We start from the raw sequence: 18,981 nt of genomic DNA on the forward strand, positions 1-18,981 counted from the left end.
GTCCGGCGCGCCCTCGGGCCGGACCGCGGAGCGGTGACGGGGTGCGTCAGGCCTTCTCGGTGACCCCGGCGGAGTCGAAGGTCGCTACATCGTGCATCGCCCGGGCCGCGCTCTGCACCAGCGGCAGGGCCAGCAGGGCACCGGTGCCCTCGCCCAGCCGCAGGTCCAGGTCGATCAGCGGGCGCAGGCCGAGCTTCGCCAGCGCGGCCTGGTGGCCGGGCTCGGCGGAGCGGTGGCCGGCGATGCAGGCGGCCAGCACCTCGGGGGCGATGGCCTTGGCGGCCAGCGCGGCGGAACCGGCGATGACGCCGTCCAGGATCACCGGGGTGCGCAGCGAGGCGGCGCCCAGCAGGAAGCCGGCCAGGGCGGCGTGCTCCAGGCCGCCGACGGCGGCGAGGACGCCGATCGGGTCGCTCGGGTCGGGCTGGTGCAGGGCCAGCGCGGCGCGGATGACCTCGACCTTGCGGGCGTGGGTCTCGTCGTCGATGCCGGTGCCGCGGCCGGTGACCTCGGCCGGGTCGAGGCCGGTGAACACCGAGATCAGGGCGGCCGAGGCGGTGGTGTTGGCGATCCCCATGTCGCCGGTGACCAGTGCCTTGTTGCCCGCCGCGACCAGGTCGCGGGCGGTCTCGATGCCGACCTCGATGGCCTTGAGGGCCTCCTCGCGGGTCATCGCCGGGCCCTGGGTCATGTCGGCGGTGCCGGGGCGGACCTTGCGCGGCAGCAGGCCGGTGGCGCGGCCCTGCTGGACGGCGTCCGGCAGTTCGGCGGCGACGCCGACGTCGACGACGCAGACCTCGGTGCCGATCTGCTTGGCGAAGGAGTTGATCACCGCTCCGCCGGCCAGGAAGTTGCCGACCATCTGGGCGGTCACCTCCTGCGGCCAGGGGCTGACGCCCTGGGCGTGCACGCCGTGGTCGCCGGCGAAGATCGCCACGCAGGCGGGCTCCGGGAGCGGCGGCGGGCACTTGCGGGACAGGCCGCACAGCTGGGCGGAGATGATCTCCAGCATGCCGAGCGAGCCGGCCGGCTTGGTCATCCGCTTCTGCCGGTCCCAGGCCTCGCCGAGCGCCTTGGCGTCCAGCGGGCGGATGCCGCGCAGGGTGTCGGCGAGCAGGCTCTGCGGCTCCTCGCCGGGCAGCGCGCGGTTGCCGTACTGCTCCTCGTGGACGACCCAGGACAGCGGGCGCTTCTTGGCCCAGCCCTGCTGCTCCAGCTCGGGCTCGTCCGGGAACTCGTCGACGAAGCCGACGCACAGGTAGGCGACGACCTCCAGGTGCTCGGGCAGGCCGAGCTCGCGGACCAGCTCCTCGTCGTCGAAGAAGCTCACCCAGCCGACGCCCAGGCCCTCGGCGCGGGCGGCCAGCCAGAGGTTCTCGACGGCCAGGGCGGCCGAGTACGGGGCCATCTGCGGCTGGGTGTGCCGGCCCAGGGTGTGCCGGCCGCCGCGGGTGCGGTCGGCGGTCACCACGATGTTGACCGGGGTGTCGAGGATGGCCTCGATCTTGATTTCCTTGAACTGCTTGGCCCGGCCCTTGGGCAGCGAGTCCGCGAACGCCTCGCGCTGGCGCTCGGCCAGGGCGTGCATCCGCCTGCGGGTCTTCGCCGAGCGGATCACCACGAAGTCCCAGGGCTGCGAGTAGCCGACGCTGGGCGCGGTGTGGGCGGCCTCCAGGACGCGGATCAGCACCTCGTGCGGGATCGGGTCCGGGCGGAAGCCGTTGCGCACGTCGCGGCGCTCGCGGATCACCTGGTGGACGGCCTCGCGGCCGGCCTCGTCGTAGCCGGGGGCGGCCGGGCCGCGCGGCTCGGCGGGCTCCTCGGGCTGCGGCTCCGGCTGCTCCTGCGGCTCCTCGGCCACGGGCTGCTCCTCGGTGGCCTCGGCGGCTTCGGCGGGCTCCGTGGCCTCGCCGGCTTCGGCGACCTCGGCGACCTCGCCGGACTCGACGGTCCCGGCGGCGGGCTGCTCGGCCTGGGGCTGCTCGGCGGCTTCGGCGGGGGCCTCGGCGGCCTGCTCCTGGACGGGCTCCGCCTCGGCGGCGGGCTCCTCGACGGCGACGGGCTGCTCAGCGGCGGCCTCGGGCTCGGCCGGGGCCTGCGCCTGCTCGGCGGCCGGCTCCGCAGGGGCCTCGGACTCCGGAGCGGCGGCGAGGGGCTGCTCGGCGACGGCCTCGGCGGGCGCGGCAACCTCGGCGGCCTCGGCGGCGGGCTCCTCCACGGCTTCGACGGGCTGCGCCGCCTCCGCCTCGGGGGCGGCCTCGACCGGAGCCTCGGCGGCCGGCTCGACAGCTGCGGCGGCGTCGGCCTCCGCCGGCGCCTCCACGGGCTGCTCCGCGACCGGCTCGGCAACGGCCTCGGCCGGGACCTCGGCCTGCTGCTGCGGCTGCTCGCCCTCGGCCGCGGGCTCGGTGACGGCCTGGCCGGAGGGCATCTCACCGGTGCCCGCGGCGGTCTCCGCCACCGGCTCGGCGACGGCCTCCGACACGGCCTCGGCCGGAACCTCGGCCTGCTGCGCGGGCTCGGCGACCTCGGCGGCTTCGGCAACCGGGGCGGACTCGGCGCCCACCACGGCCTCGGCGACGTGAGCAGCCTCGACGGCCTCGACGGCCTGCGGCGCGTCGGCGGCCGCTATGGGCGCGGGCTGCTGCGGGGCCGTCTCCTCGACGACCGGAGCCTGCCCGGCCGCCCCGACCTTGGGCAGGCCGTGCGGGGTGGGCGCGGCGAGGAAGGCGGAGATCCGGCGCGGCTGACCGGCCGGGGCCGCGGCCTCGGGCTGCTCGGCCAGCATGGCGGCGCCGTCGGCGGCAGCGCCCTCGGCGGCGACGGCCTCAGGAGCGGCGGGAGCGACGGCGCCCTCGGCGGCCACGGGCTCGGCGACGGGTGCGTCGGCCGCCTCGGCCACCGGCTGGGCGGCCTCGGCCGGAGCCGGCTCGGCCACGGGGGCCTGCGGCGCGGCCGCGACGGCGGTCTCCACGGCCTCGCCGGCTTGAGGGGCCTGAGGGGCCTGGGGAGCCGTCACGTCCTGCACGGGCTGCGCCGAGACGGCCTGGGCGGCCTCCGGCGTCTCGACGACCTCGATCACCTCGATCGCCCCGACCGTCTCGACGGCCAGCACGGTCTCGACCGGCGGCACGCCCAGCGGCACCTGCTGGGCCCCGTGGGCCTGCGGAGCCTGCTGGGCCTGCGGGAAGTCCTGCGCCTGCGGCAGCTGCTGCCCCTCCACGACCGGGGCCGCCGGAGCGACCGGGACGGCCTGCGGCGCGACGGCCGGAGCCGCGGCCTCGGCCATCGGCGGGCGGCCGACCACCGGGATGCCGTGCGCCGGCGTGCCGCCCTGCGAGGGGCCGCGGTCGGCCAGCGAGCGGACCGGCACCTGGCCGGTCATCAGCGACGGGTCCGGGATCGGCGGACCGGCGTGCAGCGGCCGGCGCGGCTGCTGAGCCTGCGTCATCGGCTGCTGCGCCTGCTGGACGGGGTGCTGCTGGACGCCGTGCTCGGCGCCGAGCACCGGCGGGTCCACCGGCGGCCAGGACGGCTCGACCGGCGTGCCGTCGTGCTGCGGCGCGAGCGGCACCTGCTCGGCCGGGACGGCCGCGAGCGGCTCGCCCCAGGAGCCCTGCGGACCGGGCATCAGCAGCACGTCGTCCTCGTCGTCCAGGCCGTCCGGCGTGTCGGGCTGGTCGAGGAAGTGGAAGGCCGGGCGCGGGGCGCCCTGGTCGACGCCCCAGCCCTCGCCGGGCTGGCCGGGCTGCGGCACGCCGGGAACGCCGTAGCCGTACTGGCCCTGCGGCGGGATGCCGCCCGCGCCCGGGGGCACCGCGCCGGGGACACCGCCGATCGGGGCCGCCGGGTTGGGGATCGCCCCGCCGTCCGTCGCGACGCCCTGGAGGGGTGCAACGCCCGCGACGCCCTCCGGTCCGCCGAGCGGGTCCGGCCCGCCGTGCAGGTGCTCCGGCATTCCCTCGCCCGGAACGTGGCCGCCATCGGTCATTGTCAAAGCTCCTTCCAGGCCGCTGCCGCGCCCTCGGCGACACGATCACCGATCGCAGCGCCCATCCGCACGGGCCGAACCAGCACCGGCCCGCCCCTAACCACACGCGGCCGCCGCGCCGTGGCGCTGCGGCCCAAGTCCATCCGGCGCGCTGCGGCACCCCGGTCCGGCGCACCGCCCGTAGGGGGCGGCGCATCGTCTGAAACAACGACAACCCGGAGCAACCGGCACGACCGCACCGGACCCTACGGCATTCTCCAGGTCCGGCACGAGGCCCGTCGAATTGCCCACACTTCGAGCGGAACCGGATTGCACCGCGTCAAAAAGGTGACAAACCGACTGAATCGGGTGGGTCGCCTACCCTTGCAGTCGCCCAGGACGTCACACTACCGGCACCGCGCGGTCACCTCTCGAATCGGTGTCCGGATGCGACCTGGATCACCGTCGGCGCCACCGGACGATCCCGGCGCGGGCCCCGGACGGGCCCACGGCCTTCACACGATCTGCTCACCCCAGAGGACCAGCGCGCCGGTTCCGCCCGCTCCCAGCGCCAGCCCCTTGCCCTCCCCCACCGGCCGCAACGGGCTCGCCTGGAGCAGCGCGCCGTCCGCCCGGTAGCCGGCCCCGGCGATCGCCCGGTGGACCTCCTCCGCCTCGGTGAGGGTCCGGGGCAGCGCGACGAACCGTTCGGGCCGGCGGGCCAGCACCGCGCGCACCACGTCGAGGCCGCCGGACTCCACCACCGCCGCGTCCGGTTCCGGCAGGCCGCCCAGCACCTCGGGGCCGCTCCCGTACACCGCCTCCACCTCGACGCCGTAGCGGCGGGCGTTGACGGTCAGCCGGGCGCAGGCCGAGCGGGAGCCCTCGACCGCGACGACGGCGGCGCCGAACCGGGCCGCCTCCACCGCGAGGGCGCCGCTGCCGGCGCCGACCGACCAGACCAGGTCCCCGGGGCGGGCGCCGAGCCGGGCCAGCACCAGGGCGCGCACGTGGGCGGGGAGCGCCTCCGGTGCGCCCGGCTCGCCTTCCGTGCGCCCGGCGCCCGCGTAGGCGTCACCGGGGAGCGCCCAGCCGCGTTCCACGCCGGGGTAGCCGACCGGGCGCCCGGCGAGCCAGCCGGCCGCCTCGTCCACCGCCCCCGTCCGGGCGCCGCCGCCGATCACCAGCACCACGTTGGGGTCGCGCCACACGTGGTCGGCGATCCGGTCGGAGGTGAGGACGGTGACGTCCTCGTCGGGGGTGCCGAGGGCCTCGCAGACCACGAAGGTCCGGTGCACCCCGCGCAGCATCAGGGCGAGTTCGGCGGGCCCGGCGCCCGGCGCGGTGAGCACCGCGACCTTGGGGTGGGCCCGGCAGATGTTGGCCGCGCGGCGCAGCCGTCCGCCGTGCGCGCTGACCACCTGGGCGTCCTCCCAGGGCATGCCGGCCCGGGCGAAGGCGGCGGCCACCGAGGAGACGGCGGGCAGCACCTCCAGTTCGAGGCCGTACTCGGGGCGGCGCAGGGTGCGCACCACCCCGAAGAACCCCGGGTCGCCCTCGGCGACCACGACGGCGGCGCCGCGGTGCTCGGCGATCCTGCGGGCGGCCTGCCGGACGTTGCCGAGGGCGATCCGTTCGGCGGCCTCCGGCACCGGGAGGGCGTTCAGTTGGTAGGGGGCGCCGGCGACCAGCGTCGCCGCGGCCAGGGCCGCGCCGGCGGCCTCGGTCAGCGGTGTGCCGTCCCACCCGATGACCGTGATCCGGTCAGCCATCTGCGGCCGTTCTCCCTCGACTCGGTGCGCCACTCGATCCGCCGTCGTGCGGCACCGGTCCAGAGGCTACCGGGTGCGGTCGGCCGGAGCCCGACATCTCGCACACATGTCCGCGCCGGGTGAACAGGCGGCGTGTCTCAGTCGCGCAGCACGTAGCGGTGGTCGCCGTGCCAGCCCTCGCGGTGCAGCTCGGGGGACTCCAGGTCCTCCGGGAGCAGGCTCCACAGGATGAGGTCGCTGCGGCTGTCCTGAAGCACCTCGCCGGACTCCCCGCGGACTATCCAGGCGCTGCGCAGCACGCCCTCGCTGATGCCGCCGATCTTCTGGGCGACCTGCTGGGCGGCGGTGTTCCCGGCGGCGGTGCGCAGTTCCAGGCGCAGGAAGCCGCGGTCCTCGAACAGCCACTGGGCGACGCCGAGGACGGCCTCCGGGGCGTAGCCCTCGCCGCGCGCCCAGACGGCGGTGACGTAGGAGATCTCGGTGCTGCGCAGCCGCCAGTCGGTGTTGCGCAGCTCGACCAGGCCGACCAGGCGCTGGGTGAGGTGCTCGGTGACGGCGAAGACGATGCCGCGGCCGGCGGCCCGGTGGGCGGGGGCGAGGGTGCGGGCGAGCTCGGCCGCGTACTCCTCGGTGAAGGGGTGCGGCAGGTCCGTCCAGGCGAGCACGAGGTCGTCGGCCATCATCGTGGCCAGGCCGGGGGCGTCGTCCTCCGCAAGGGGTCGCAGCAGCAGCCGTTCGGTGCTGATGGCGGTCTCGGGGAAGCTCGCTGCCATGCCGTCTCTCCTCGCCGGGTCGTGAACACAACACCGTACGCCTCCGGCGTGCCCCGGGTGCCACGCGGTGCGCTGCCCGCACGACGGTACGTCAGAACGCGGTCGGTCGGAGTGTCCCTGCTGCATACTGCCCGACCGGGCCCCCGTCGCGGTGCGGTGGGGGCCCGGTCGGGCGTTACGAGGTATGACCGTACGACGATCAGAAGGCCGGGATGACCGAGCCCTGGAAGGTGTCGTCGATGTACTTCTTGACCTCGTCGGAGTGCAGCAGCTCGGCCAGCTTCTTGACCCGCGGGTCGTTCTCCTTGCCCTTCTTGACGGCGAGGATGTTGGCGTACGGGTTGCCCTCGGCCTTCTCCAGCACCAGGGCGTCGGTGGCCGGCTTCAGGCCGGAGTCGATCGCGTAGTTGCCGTTGATGACGGCGGCGTCGAGGTCGGCGACGGAGCGGGGCAGCTGGGCGGCCTCCAGCTCCTTCCACTTGAAGTTCTTCGGGTTGCCGGTCACGTCCGCCGGGGTGGCGGTGGTGGTGACGCCGTCCTTGAGGGTGATCAGCTTGTTGTCGGCGAGCAGCTTGAGCGCGCGGCCCTCGTTGGTGGCGTCGTTCGGCAGGCCGATGGTGGCGCCGTCCGCGAGGTCGCCGATCGCCTTGACCTTCTTGGAGTAGAGGCCCAGCGGCTCCAGGTGCACGGGCTCGACCGACACGATGTTCGTGCCGTGCTTCTTGTTGAAGTCCTCCAGGTACGGGACGTGCTGGAAGTAGTTGGCGTCGGCCGAACCGTCCTGCACCGCCGTGTTGGGGGTCACGTAGTCGGTGACCTCCTTGATGTCGAGCTTGAGGCCCGCCTTCTCCGCGAGGTTGTCCTTGACGTACTTCAGGATCTGGCCGTGCGGGGTGGGGCTGGCCACGACCTTCAGCGGCGCGTTCGCGTCGGAGGAGGAGGAGCCCGAGCTGCCGCAGGCGGCGAGCGAGAGGGCGATGCCGGCGGTGGCGAGGATGCTGGTGAACTTCAGGGCGTTGCGCACGAAAAGTGCCTTTCTGCGTGGAACGGGGAGCCGCGTCCGGGGTCGGACGAGGGAGGTCTAGGAGGCGGCGAGGTCCTTGTCGGGAGCCGCCGGGGTGCGGCCGAGCAGCCGCGTCCGGCCGCCGGTGCGGCCGCGGTGGGAGAGCCGCCGGACGGCGAAGTCGCCGATCAGCTGGACGGCGGTGACGATGATCACCAGCTCGGCCACGATGACCCACATGAAGGCGGTCTCGAAGCGCTGGTAGCCGTAGTTGACGGCGAGGGTGCCGAGGCCGCCGCCGCCGACGGTGCCGGCCATCGCGGAGTAACTGACCAGGGTGATGACCGTGGTGGTGACCGAGGCCACGATGCCGGGCAGGGCCTCGGGCAGCAGGGTCTTGCGGACGATCGTCCAGGTGCTGCCGCCCATCGACTGGACCGCCTCGACCAGCCCCTTGTCGACCTCGCGGACGGAGGTCTCGACCAGGCGGGCGAAGAACGGGATGGCGCCGATGGTCAGCGGCACGGTCGCCGCCTGCCAGCCGATGGAGGTGCCGACCAGCCAGCGGGTGAAGGAGATCAGCGCGATCATCAGGATGATGAACGGCACCGAACGGGCGATGTTCACGACGAAGCCGATGGCCTTGTTGACGGCCCGGTTGGCCAGCAGGCCGCCCTTGTCGGTGAGCACCAGGAGCACGCCCAGCGGCAGGCCGAGCAGCACGGTGACGAGCGCGGACACCCCGACCATCTGGAAGGTCTCCTGGGTGGCGGGCCACATCAGCTCCCACATCTGGTCCCAGGTCATGCCACCGCTCCGTTCGCCGTACCGAGCACGTCCACCTGCAGGCCCTGCTCGCGCAGGTAGCCGATCGGCACCACGTTGTCCTGGTGGCCGCCCGGCAGCTCGACCCGCATCCGGCCGACCATCCGGCCGGCGATGGTCTCCACCGCGGCGCCGAGGATGTTGATGTCGATCTGGTACGTGCGGGCGAGCTGGGAGACGAACGGCTGGGCCGAGCTGTCGCCTTGGAAGGTGATCTCCAGCACGGTCGAGCCGGGGTGGCCGGTGCCGAACTCGCTGAGCGGGAACAGCTCGCGGGCCAGCTCCGAGCCGGGCTTGGCCAGCAGGTCGGTCAGCTCGCCGGACTCCACCACCCGGCCGCCGCGCATCAGGGCGGCGGAGTCGCAGACGGACTTGATGACGTCCATCTCGTGGGTGATCAGCAGGACGGTGAGGCCCAGCTGCTGGTTGAGGTCGCGCAGCAGCTTGAGGATCGAGCGGGTGGTCTCCGGGTCGAGCGCCGAGGTGGCCTCGTCGGAGAGCAGCACCTTCGGGTCGCCGGCCAGTGCGCGGGCGATGCCGACGCGCTGCTTCTGGCCGCCGGAGAGCTGGTTGGGGTAGCTGCGGGCCTTGTCGCCGAGGCCGACCAGCTCCAGCAGCTCGGCGGCCTTGCGGCGGCGCTCGGTGCGGTCCAGGCCGACGATCTCCAGCGGGAGCTCGACGTTCTGCTGCACCGTCCGCGAGGAGAGCAGGTTGAAGTGCTGGAAGACCATGCCGATCCGGCGGCGGGCCTCGCGCAGTTCGCGGCCGGCCCGGTTCTCGCCGCCGGACAGCGCGGTCAGCTCGACCCCGTCCACGGTGACCGTGCCGGAGGTCGGGCGCTCCAGCATGTTCACGCAGCGGATGAGGGTGGACTTGCCGGCACCGCTGGTGCCGACGACTCCGTAGACCTCGCCCGGGCGGACGTGCAGGTCGACACCGGCGAGGGCGGTCACCTCGCGGCCTCGGGAACGGTAGACCTTCGTCAGGTCCGTGGTGGTGATCACAGCGGCTTTCCGTGGGTCGGGGGCGGGCGGCGTGGTCCGACCGCCCGACCGGCTTGCGGCCGGCGGCGGCGTTACGGCGCTGCGCCGGGAGGGTCCGGACCTGCCGCCCCTTGATCGTGGCCGCTGGACGGCCGGGCCGCGCGACGGCGTGGCCCTAACGAGTCACCCGGGCCCGCGGGTCGGCGGGCGCGGCAAAGGGAGGGGTCCGGGAGGAGGGGCGCGCTCGCACGGGCGGGAGCGGCGCCGGAGTCTCGCTTCGGGGCGCGAGGAGGAGGCGCCCTCAGCGGGGCGCCGGGGGCGGTGGCCCTCAGCAGTGACACATTCGACGACACATGGCACGCTCACCTGCCGGCAGGGTGCCGGTGGGGGTCCAGTTCGTCGTCGCAGTCATGTGAGCCAGTAAAACAGATGGGTTGATTCCTGCCCAATTGTTTCCCGAAGCTGTCCGCATTGCGGACACTCACCACCGTTGACCAGCGCGGATACGGCTCGGCGCCGCCACCGGTGGTCCGGATGGTGGCGGCGCCGGGAAAGCGCGGGGGCGGCGGGCTCAGGCCGTCGCGGCGAGCGGCTCGGCGGCCGCCTTCTCCAGGTGGACGAAGCTCAGCCGGGTGCTGACCTGCTCGACCCGGGTCTGACGGTACCCCTGCCGAGCGTACAGCCGCAGGTTGCCCAGGCTGCGGTGGCCGGTGAACAGCCGGTAGGCGCTCACCCGGCCGTCCTGGGCCAGGCGGCGCTCCAGCGCGTCCAGCAGGCGGCCGCCGAGGCCGTGGCGCTGCATCCGCGGATGGACCACCAGGCGCCCTATCCGGCCGACGCCGTCGGCGCCGACGTGGCCGCGGACGGTGCCGACCACCTCGTCGCCCAGCCGTGCGACCAGGAAGTGCTGCTCGGACAGTTCGGCGCGCAGGCTCTCCAGGCTCTGCGTCAGGGGCTCGATCGCCCAGTCGCCGTACAGCTCGGCCTCGGGCTGGTAGCCGAGGTACTGGAGCTTGAGGATCTGCTCCGCGTCCTCGGCCTCCGCGGCCGAGATGATCACGCTCATGCCCATGTGGAGGGGCCTCCCCAGTCGTCGTGCGCGGCGCGCGGAGGGTAGGCGCGCTCACGCTCAGTATCCGAGTGATCGCGCCACCGTCAAGGGCTGCGTTCGCCAGCGCTCTACCCGGGTGTCAGCTTCCCTCAACCTTCGCGGGGGCGGACGTGAGGAGGGTCACCTCCCGTGCCGCACACGTTCCGCTCGGTCGCACGGGCTTGCGCTCAGGGGTAGCGCTCGGTGTGGAGCAGCATCCGCAGGCAGGCCAGGCAGCGGGAGCGGGTGGGGCCGATCGAGCCGCGCGGCATGCCGAGCCGCTCGGAGAGCTCACGGTAGGTGGGCGGCGGATCCTCGGCGAGCGCGGCCATCAGCTGCGGACAGCGGCCGGGCAGGGCGGCGACGGTCTCACGGACCGCGCGGCGGCGACACTCGTCGAGGTAGACGTCCTCGGCGGAGGGGGCGAAGGGGAGGGCGGTGCACACACCGTGCATGACGGCCCGGGGCGGGGCCGGTTACGCCCGGGCCGGGGCACGGACGCGGGAGGGGCGCGCCGGTCGGACCGCCGCGCCCCTCCCCCGTCGCGCCGGGGATCGGCCCCGTCGCGGGGGCTCGGCCCCTCGTCCGGGACCGGCCCCGCCGTCCGGGATCAGCCCCGCGCCCACTCCTGCTGCCGCGCCAGGTCCGCCTTCACCTCGGCGAGCTGGACCGCGACCGCCGAGGGGGCCGTTCCGCCGCGCCCGTCGCGGGAGGCGATGGCGCCGTGGACGCTGAGCACCGAGCGCACCTCGGGCGTCAGGTGCCCGGAGATCGCGGCGAACTGCTCGTCCGTCAGGTCGGACAGCTCGATGCCCTCGGCCTCGCAGACCTTGACGCAGGCGCCGGCCACCTCGTGCGCGACCCGGAACGGCACGCCCTGCTTGACCAGCCACTCGGCGATGTCGGTGGCGAGCGAGAAGCCGGCCGGGGCCAGCTCCTCCAGCCGCTCCCGGTGCACGGTGAGGGTGGCCATCATCCCGGTGAACGCGGGCAGCAGCACCTCCAGCGTGTCGCAGGAGTCGAAGACCGGCTCCTTGTCCTCCTGGAGGTCCCGGTTGTAGGCGAGCGGCAGCGCCTTGAGGGTGGCCAGCAGGCCGGTCAGGTTGCCGATCAGCCGGCCGGACTTGCCCCGGGCGAGCTCGGCGATGTCCGGGTTCTTCTTCTGCGGCATGATCGAGGAGCCGGTGGAGAAGGCGTCGTGCAGCGTGATGAAGCCGAACTCCTTGGTGTTCCAGATGATCACCTCCTCCGCGATCCGGGAGAGGTTGATGCCGACCATCGCGGTCACGAAGGCGAACTCGGCGACGAAGTCGCGCGAGGCGGTGCCGTCGATGGAGTTGCCGACCGAGCCGCCCTCGAAGCCGAGGTCGGCGGCGACGGCCTGCGGGTCGAGGCCGAGCGAGGAGCCGGCCAGCGCGCCGGAGCCGTACGGCGAGACGGCGGTGCGGGCGTCCCACTGGCGCAGCCGCTCGGCGTCCCGGCCGAGGGCCTGCACGTGCGCGAGGACGTGGTGGGCGAAGAGCACCGGCTGGGCGTGCTGGAGGTGGGTGCGGCCGGGCATCGCGGTGTCCGGGTGCGCCTCGGCGAGGCCGACCAGGGCCTGCTGGAGGTCGAGCAGCAGGCCGCCGATGGTCTTCGCGTGGTCCCGCAGGTACATCCGGAACAGGGTGGCGATCTGGTCGTTGCGCGAGCGCCCGGCCCGCAGCTTGCCGCCGAGGTCGGGGCCGAGGCGCTCCAGCAGGCCGCGCTCCAGGGCGGTGTGCACGTCCTCGTCGGCGACGGTGCCGGTGAAGGTGCCCGCCTCGACGTCGGCGAGCAGCTCGTCCAGGCCGGCCAGCATGCCGGCCAGCTCCTCGTCGGAGAGCAGGCCGGCCTTGTGCAGGACCCGGGCGTGGGCCTTGGAGCCGGCGATGTCGTACGGCGCGAGGCGCCAGTCGAAGTGGACCGAGGCCGAGAGCCTGGCCAGCGCCTCGGACGGGCCGTCGGCGAAGCGCGCACCCCAGAGGCGGACGTCGGAGGACTGCTCGGCGGTCATCGCGGTGGCTCCTTCATGCATGTGCAGTGGGTGGCATAAGTATGCACGACGCCGTATGAAACACAAAACCCCGGCCGGACGGTCTCCGTCGGCCGGGGCTCGTGCGTTCGAGGTGCTACTGCGCCTTCGCCTGGGCGAGTTGCATGAGGTGGTCGGCGAGCGCCTGCCCGCCGGCCGGGTCCCGGCTGATCAGCAGGACGGTGTCGTCGCCGGCGATGGTGCCGATGATCTCGAACACCTCGGCCTGGTCGATCGCCGAGGCCAGGAACTGGGCGGCGCCCGGCGGGGTGCGCAGCACCACCAGGTTGCCGGAGGCCGTCGCGGAGACCATGAGCTCGCCGGCCAGCCGGGCCATCCGGCCCTCGCTGGCCGACTCGCCCATCGGCGCGCGCGGCGTGCGGTCGCCGCCCTCGGCCGGGACGGCGTAGATCAGCGCGCCGTCCCGGTTGCGGATCTTGACCGCGCCCAGCTCGTCCAGGTCCCGGGAGAGGGTGGCCTGGGTGACCACGAGTCCGTCGTCGGCGAGCAGCTTGGCGAGCTGGCTCTGCGAACGCACGGGCTGGCGGGTGAGCAGGTCCACGATCCGCCGGTGGCGCGCGGTGCGGGTCTGCGGGACCTGCGGCGTCGGGCCTGCGGCGGACGGGCCGGAGTGGGAAGCGGTCATGTGATTATTCTCCCGGACGACGGTCAATTCGCATCGGCCGGGGCGCCCTCGCGCACCGTCCGGAGGATGCCCGGCAGCGCGGCCAGGAAGGCGTCCGCCTCCTGCTCGGTCAGCACCAGCGGCGGGGCCAGCCGGACGGCGTCCGGGACGGCCGCGTTGACCAGGAAGCCCGCCTCCTGCGCGGCGGCCTGGACCTGCGCCGAGACCGGCTCGGTGAGCACGATGCCGAGCAGCAGGCCCGCCCCGCGCACGTGCGAGACCAGCGGGTCGCCGAGCGCCTCGACGCCCTGCCGCAGCCGCTCGCCGAGCTTGCGGACGTGCTCCAGCAGGCCCTCGGACTCGATGGTGTCCAGCACCGCGAGCCCGGCCGCGGCGGCCACCGGGTTGCCGCCGAAGGTGGTGCCGTGCTGGCCCGGGGTGAGCAGCTCGGCGGCCGGCCCGAAGGCCAGCACCGCGCCCATCGGCAGGCCGCCGCCGAGCGCCTTGGCCAGGGTGACCACGTCCGGCTCCACGCCCTCGTCCGCCTGGTGGGCGAACCAGTGGCCGGTGCGGCCGACGCCGGTCTGGATCTCGTCCAGGACCAGCAGGGTGCCGGTGGCCCGGGTGATCTCGCGGGCCGCCTTCAGGTAGCCCTCGGGCAGCGGGATCGCGCCGTTCTCGCCCTGGACGGGCTCCAGGAAGACGGCGGCCGTCTCGGTGGTGACGGCCGCGCGCAGCGCCTCGACGTCGCCGAGCGGGACGTGGGTGACGTCGCCGGGCAGCGGGCGGAACGGGTCCTGCTTGGCGGGCTGGCCGGTGAGCGCGAGGGCGCCCATGGTGCGGCCGTGGAAGGCGCCCTGGAGGGCGACCAGGTGGGTGCGGCCGGTCCGCCGGCTGATCTTGAAGGCGGCCTCGTTGGCCTCGGCGCCGGAGTTGCAGAAGAACACCCGGCCGCCCGGGCGGCCGTCCAGCTCCAGCAGCCGCTCGGCGAGCGCGATGGTGGGCTCGGCCATGAAGAGGTTGGAGACGTGGCCCAGGGTGGCGATCTGCCGGCTCACCGCCTCGACGACGGCCGGGTGGGCGGTGCCGAGGGCGTTGACGGCGATGCCGCCGAGCAGGTCGGTGTACTCCTTGCCGTCGGCGTCCCAGAGCTTGCTGCCCTCGCCGCGCACCAGCGGGATGCGGGGGGTGCCGTAGTTGTCGGTGAAGGCGTGCTGCCAGCGCTCGGCGAGCTGCTCGTTGTGGGTCGTACCCGTCGTACCCGTCGCGCCGGTCGTACCCGTCGCGCCGGTCGTGCTGTCGGTGCCAGTCGTGCCGCTCATGCCAGTCCCCCGGTCACGGTCGTTTCGTCGTCCGGCACGACCATCGTGCCGATGCCCTCGTCGGTGAAGATCTCCAGCAGCAGGCTGTGCTGGACCCTGCCGTCCAGGACGCGGGCGGTGCCCACGCCGGAGCGGACGGCCCGCAGGCAGCCCTCCATCTTGGGGAGCATGCCGCTGGCCAGCTCGGGCAGCAGCTCCTCCAGCTCGCTCGCGCTGAGCTGGCTGATCACGTCGTCGGATTCCGGCCAGTCCTTGTAGAGGCCCTCGACGTCGGTGAGGACGACGAGCATCTCGGCGCCGAGCGCGACCGCGAGGGCGGAGGCGGCGGTGTCGGCGTTGATGTTGTAGACGTGGCCGTCGGTGCCGCGGGCGATCGAGGAGATGACCGGGATGCGGCCGTCGGCGATCATCGCCTTCACGGCGCCGGCCTCGATGTTGACGATGTCGCCGACCAGGCCGATGTCGACCTGCTCGCCGTCCACCACGGCGTAGCGCTTGACCGCCGTCATGGTGTGGGCGTCCTCGCCGGTCATGCCGACCGCGAACGGGCCGTGCTCGTTGAGCAGGCCGACCAGCTCGCGCTGCACCTGGCCGGCCAGCACCATCCGGACCACGTCCATGGTCTCCGGGGTGGTGACCCGCAGGCCGTTGGTGAAGCTCGACTCCAGGCCCAGCCGGTCGAGTTGGGCACTGATCTGGGGGCCGCCGCCGTGCACCACGACGGGGTGCAGCCCGGCGTAGCGCAGGAAGACGACGTCCTGGGCGAAGGCGGACTTGAGGCCGTCGTCCACCATGGCGTTGCCGCCGAACTTGATCACGACGGTCTTGCCGTGGAAGCGCTCCAGCCACGGCAGCGCCTCGATCAGCGTCATGGCCTTGGGCAACGCGGTGTTGTTGCGGGCCTGTTCGCCCTTGGGTGCGATCTGCACGGGTTTCCCTCGTCGATGGGGGGTCCCCCGGCCGCGGGCCGGGGGGATGTCGCGGATCAGGCGGGCTCGGGTGGAGCGGCGCGGATCAGGTCGAGTAGGCGCTGTTCTCGTGGACGTAGTCGGCCGTCAGGTCGTTGGTCCACAGCGTGGCGCCCGCCGTACCGGCGTTGAGGTTCGCGGTGATGACGACCTCGCGGCCCTTCATGTCGACCAGGTCGCGGTCCTCGCCGACGCCGCCGGACTTGCAGACCCAGACGCCGTTGATGGCGACGTCCAGCCCGTCCGGGTCGAAGGCGGCGGAGGTGGTGCCGATCGCGGCCAGCACCCGGCCCCAGTTGGGGTCCTCGCCGTGGATGGCGCACTTGAGCAGGTTGTTGCGGCTGATCGTCCGGGCGACCTCGACCGCGTCGTCCTCGGTGGCGGCGCCGGTGACGTCGATCCGGATCTCCTTGCTCGCGCCCTCGGCGTCGCCGATCAGCTGGCGGGCCAGGTCGGCGCTGACCGTGCGGACGGCCTCGGCGAACTCGGCCCGGTCCGGGACGGTGCCGGAGGCGGCGGAGGCGAGCAGCAGCACGGTGTCGTTGGTCGACATGCAGCCGTCGGAGTCGATCCGGTCGAAGGTGGTGCGGGTGGCTCCGCGCAGCGCGTCGTCCAGGGCGGCGCTGTCCAGGTCGGCGTCGGTGGTGAGGACGACCAGCATGGTGGCGAGGCTCGGGGCGAGCATGCCCGCGCCCTTGGCCATGCCGCCGACCGTCCAGCCGGCCGGGCTGGTGTACTCGGCGGTCTTGTGCACGGTGTCGGTGGTCTTGATGGCGATCGCGGCGGCCTCGCCGCCGTCCTCGCCGAGCGCGCCGACGGCCAGGGCGACGCCGGGCAGCAGGAGGTCCATCGGCAGCCGGACGCCGATCAGGCCGGTGGAGGCGACGGCGACCTCGCCCGCGTTGAGGCCCAGCTCCGCGGCGGCCTTCTCCGCGGTGGCGTGGGTGTCCTGGAAGCCGAGCGGGCCGGTGCAGGCGTTGGCGCCACCGGAGTTGAGGACGACGGCGGAGACCTGGCCGCCCTTGAGGACCTGCTCGGACCAGAGCACCGGCGCGGCCTTGACCCGGTTGGCGGTGAAGACGCCGGCCGCGGCGAGCGAGGGGCCGTCGTTGACCACCAGGGCGAGGTCGGGGGTGCCGGAGGCCTTGATGCCGGCGGTCACACCGGCGGCCCGGAAGCCCTTGGCGGCGGTCACTCCGACGTTGGTGCTCTTGCTCACGGTGCGACTCCGTTCACGGGCAGGCCGAGCTCCTCGGGCAGGCCCAGGGCGATGTTCATGCTCTGCACCGCGCCGCCGGCGGTGCCCTTGACCAGGTTGTCGATCGCGCTGATCGCGATGATCCGCCCGGCGGCGGCGTCCAGGGCGACCTGGACCAGGGCGGTGTTGGCGCCGTAGACGCTGCTGGTCTGCGGCCACTGCCCCTCGGGCAGCAGGTGGACGAAGGGCTCGTCCGCGAACGCCTCGGTGTAGGCGGCGCGCAGGCTCCGGGCCGTCACCCCGGGCCTGGCCTTGGCCGAGCAGGTGGCGAGGATGCCGCGCGGCATCGGGACGAGGGTGGGGGTGAAGGAGACGGTGACCGGCTCGCCCGCGACCGGGGAGAGGTTCTGCGCCATCTCCGGGGTGTGCCGGTGGACGCCGCCGACGCCGTACGGGCTGACGCTGCCCATCACCTCGCTGCCCAGCAGGTGCGGCTTGGCGGCCTTGCCGGCGCCGGAGGTGCCGGAGGCGGCGACCACCACGGCCTCCGGCTCGGCGAGCTGCGCGGCGTAGGCGGGGAACAGTGCCAGGGAGACGGCCGTCGGGTAGCAGCCGGGTACGGCGATCCGGTTGCTGCCCTTCAACGCGGCGCGGTGGCCGGGGAGTTCGGGCAGGCCGTAGGGCCAGGTGCCGGCGTGCGCGGTGCCGTAGAACTGCTCCCAGTCGGCGGCGGCCTTGAGCCGGAAGTCGGCGCCGCAGTCGATCACCAGGACGTTCGGGCCGAGCTCCTCGGCGACGGCGGCGGACTGACCGTGCGGCAGGGCCAGGAACACCACGTCGTGGTCGGCCAGCACCTCGGGGGTGGTGGCTTCGAGGACGCGGTCGGCGAGCGGGCGGAGGTGCGGCTGGAGCTGGCCCAGCCTGGTGCCCGCGTTCGAGCCGCCGGTCAGCGCCCCGATCTCCATCTCCGGGTGGCCGAGCAGCAGGCGCAGCACCTCGCCGCCCGCGTAACCGCTCGCGCCGGCGACGGCGACTCGCAATGCCATGGCGTTCCTCCTTAGTCTTGGCATGAATATACGCGTGACGGAAAATTCATGCAAGGAGGTTGTGTCGGACCCCCGCCGGGGCGGGGTGCCCGGGTCAGCGCTTGACGGCCCGCAGCACCACGAACTTGGGGTTCCCGGCGACGAGTTGGCAGTTGCCGAAGAGGCGGCGCAGCTTGACGTGGTAGCCGAGGTGGCGGTTGCCGACCACCCAGAGCTCGCCCCCGGGGCGCAGCGCCCGCTTGGCGCCGGTGAACATCCGCCAGGCGGTGGCGTCGGTGGTGGCCTGGTGGGAGTGGAACGGCGGGTTGTTGAGCACCAGGTCCACCGAACCGGGGGCGACCACGTCCCGGGCCAGGGCGTCGGCGGCCAGGAACTCGGCCGGGGCGGCCGGGCCCAGGTTGGCGCGGAAGGTCTCCTCGGCGGAGGCCACCGCCTGGTGCGACTCGTCCACGAACACCAGCTCCGCGCCGGGCCCGGCCAGCGCGGCGGCCGTACCGACCACGCCGTTGCCGCAACCGAGGTCCACCACCCGGGCGCCGGGGGCGGGGACGGGCAGGTGGGCGAGGAGGAAGCGGGTGCCGATGTCGAGCCGGTCGGCGCAGAAGGTGCCCGCGTGGTTGACGACCGTACGGCCGGAGGCGGGGCCGATGTCCTGCGGCAGCGCGTAGCGGTGCGGCCACGGGTTGGGGCCGGGGTCCAGCGCCCGGTCCGGGGTGCAGAAGACCAGCCGGGCCTTGCGGGCGGCCAGCGAGGTGCGGGTCGGGCCGAGGATCCGCTCGAAGAGCCGGAGCGTGGAGGTGTGGATCTCGGTGACCATGCCGGTGCCGATCACCACGGTGCCCTCGTGGACGGCGGGGGCGAGCCGGTGCAGCTGGTCCTCCAGCAGGGCCAGGCTCTTCGGCACGCGCACCAGCAGCACGTCGATCCGCTCCGGCGGGGTGTCACGGGTGGTGAGCAGCCGGGACTCGTCGACGGCGGCGCCGGCCCGGGCCAGGTTGGCCAGGGTGGCCTGCCGGCCGAGGTGGGAGTCGGTGATCTGGACCGGCCGGTACTCGGCGAGCGCGGTGGTCAGCGCGCCCCAGCGGTCGCCGAGGACGGCGACCGTCCGGCCGGCCAGCTCCGTAGCGGTGCCGGCCGCGCTGTCGGCCTCGCCCGCGAGGTGGCGCAGCAGGTACTCATCGGCGGCGTCCCAGGCCCGCAGCCGCTCGCGCGGGTCCTCGGGGAAGCGGGTGAGCGCGAAGGCGCCCCACGGGGTGGTGAAGGAGGTGTCCGGCGGGGTCGCGGCGGGCGTGGTCTGGGGATTCATCGTGTTCTCAGGCTATCCGACGGCCCGGGGGGCGGTTACGGACGGAT

The 18,981-nt window shown here is 74.1% G+C and carries 15 protein-coding genes; all 15 read right to left on the reverse strand.

What is annotated here, in order from left to right; genetic code table 11:
* Positions 1-46: 46 nt before the first annotated feature.
* The 15 genes from cobT to ACFRQN_RS20500 all read right to left on the reverse strand — a co-directional run bounded on the left by cobT (position 47) and on the right by ACFRQN_RS20500 (position 18,934).
* Positions 47-3,991 (reverse strand): nicotinate-nucleotide--dimethylbenzimidazole phosphoribosyltransferase, encoded by a 3,945-nt coding sequence (gene cobT / locus ACFRQN_RS20430; protein ID WP_380741453.1) that lies wholly within the window; start codon positions 3,989-3,991, stop codon positions 47-49.
* 494 nt (positions 3,992-4,485) lie between these two features.
* Complete coding sequence (gene cbiE / locus ACFRQN_RS20435) at positions 4,486-5,742, reverse strand: precorrin-6y C5,15-methyltransferase (decarboxylating) subunit CbiE (protein ID WP_380741454.1); 1,257 nt, start codon at positions 5,740-5,742, stop codon at positions 4,486-4,488.
* A 137-nt stretch (positions 5,743-5,879) separates the two neighbouring features.
* A complete protein-coding gene (locus ACFRQN_RS20440; protein WP_049652062.1) occupies positions 5,880-6,515 on the reverse strand; it encodes a GNAT family N-acetyltransferase in 636 nt (211 codons plus the stop codon).
* A gap of 199 nt (positions 6,516-6,714) precedes the next feature.
* Positions 6,715-7,539, reverse strand: coding sequence for a MetQ/NlpA family ABC transporter substrate-binding protein (locus tag ACFRQN_RS20445; RefSeq protein WP_380741455.1), 825 nt, complete (start codon positions 7,537-7,539; stop codon positions 6,715-6,717).
* Between the two features lie 57 nt (positions 7,540-7,596).
* Complete coding sequence (locus tag ACFRQN_RS20450; protein ID WP_049652064.1) at positions 7,597-8,325, reverse strand: methionine ABC transporter permease; 729 nt, start codon at positions 8,323-8,325, stop codon at positions 7,597-7,599.
* On the reverse strand, positions 8,322-9,347 hold the full coding sequence (locus tag ACFRQN_RS20455; RefSeq protein WP_049652065.1) for a methionine ABC transporter ATP-binding protein: 1,026 nt from the start codon (positions 9,345-9,347) through the stop codon (positions 8,322-8,324). Before ACFRQN_RS20455 ends, ACFRQN_RS20450 begins: the two co-directional genes overlap by 4 nt.
* A 550-nt stretch (positions 9,348-9,897) precedes the next feature.
* A complete protein-coding gene (locus ACFRQN_RS20460; RefSeq protein WP_049652066.1) occupies positions 9,898-10,398 on the reverse strand; it encodes a GNAT family N-acetyltransferase in 501 nt (166 codons plus the stop codon).
* A 206-nt stretch (positions 10,399-10,604) separates the two neighbouring features.
* On the reverse strand, positions 10,605-10,862 hold the full coding sequence (locus ACFRQN_RS20465) for a sigma-70 family RNA polymerase sigma factor (RefSeq protein ID WP_053112078.1): 258 nt from the start codon (positions 10,860-10,862) through the stop codon (positions 10,605-10,607).
* 164 nt (positions 10,863-11,026) lie between these two features.
* The gene (gene argH, locus ACFRQN_RS20470) at positions 11,027-12,451 is read right to left on the reverse strand and encodes an argininosuccinate lyase (RefSeq protein ID WP_117487176.1); all 1,425 of its coding nucleotides are present in this window, start codon (positions 12,449-12,451) and stop codon (positions 11,027-11,029) included.
* A 115-nt stretch (positions 12,452-12,566) separates the two neighbouring features.
* A complete protein-coding gene (locus ACFRQN_RS20475; RefSeq protein WP_049652068.1) occupies positions 12,567-13,115 on the reverse strand; it encodes an arginine repressor in 549 nt (182 codons plus the stop codon).
* Positions 13,116-13,138: 23 nt separating this feature from the next.
* Positions 13,139-14,416, reverse strand: coding sequence for an acetylornithine transaminase (locus ACFRQN_RS20480; RefSeq protein ID WP_049652069.1), 1,278 nt, complete (start codon positions 14,414-14,416; stop codon positions 13,139-13,141).
* Entirely contained in the window at positions 14,413-15,288 is an 876-nt protein-coding gene (gene argB, locus ACFRQN_RS20485) for an acetylglutamate kinase (RefSeq protein WP_117491545.1), read from the reverse strand. Before argB ends, ACFRQN_RS20480 begins: the two co-directional genes overlap by 4 nt.
* A gap of 142 nt (positions 15,289-15,430) precedes the next feature.
* Positions 15,431-16,603, reverse strand: coding sequence for a bifunctional glutamate N-acetyltransferase/amino-acid acetyltransferase ArgJ (gene argJ / locus ACFRQN_RS20490; RefSeq protein WP_074002355.1), 1,173 nt, complete (start codon positions 16,601-16,603; stop codon positions 15,431-15,433).
* Complete coding sequence (gene argC / locus ACFRQN_RS20495) at positions 16,600-17,628, reverse strand: N-acetyl-gamma-glutamyl-phosphate reductase (RefSeq protein WP_380741456.1); 1,029 nt, start codon at positions 17,626-17,628, stop codon at positions 16,600-16,602. The genes argJ and argC overlap by 4 nt, the downstream gene beginning before the upstream one ends.
* Positions 17,629-17,722: 94 nt before the next feature.
* A complete protein-coding gene (locus ACFRQN_RS20500; RefSeq protein ID WP_380741457.1) occupies positions 17,723-18,934 on the reverse strand; it encodes a methyltransferase in 1,212 nt (403 codons plus the stop codon).
* Between the last annotated feature and the right edge of the window lie 47 nt (positions 18,935-18,981).

It is taken from the genome of Kitasatospora sp. NPDC056800, from assembly GCF_042789775.1.
In the GTDB taxonomy this organism is placed as follows: Bacteria; Actinomycetota; Actinomycetes; order Streptomycetales; family Streptomycetaceae; genus Kitasatospora.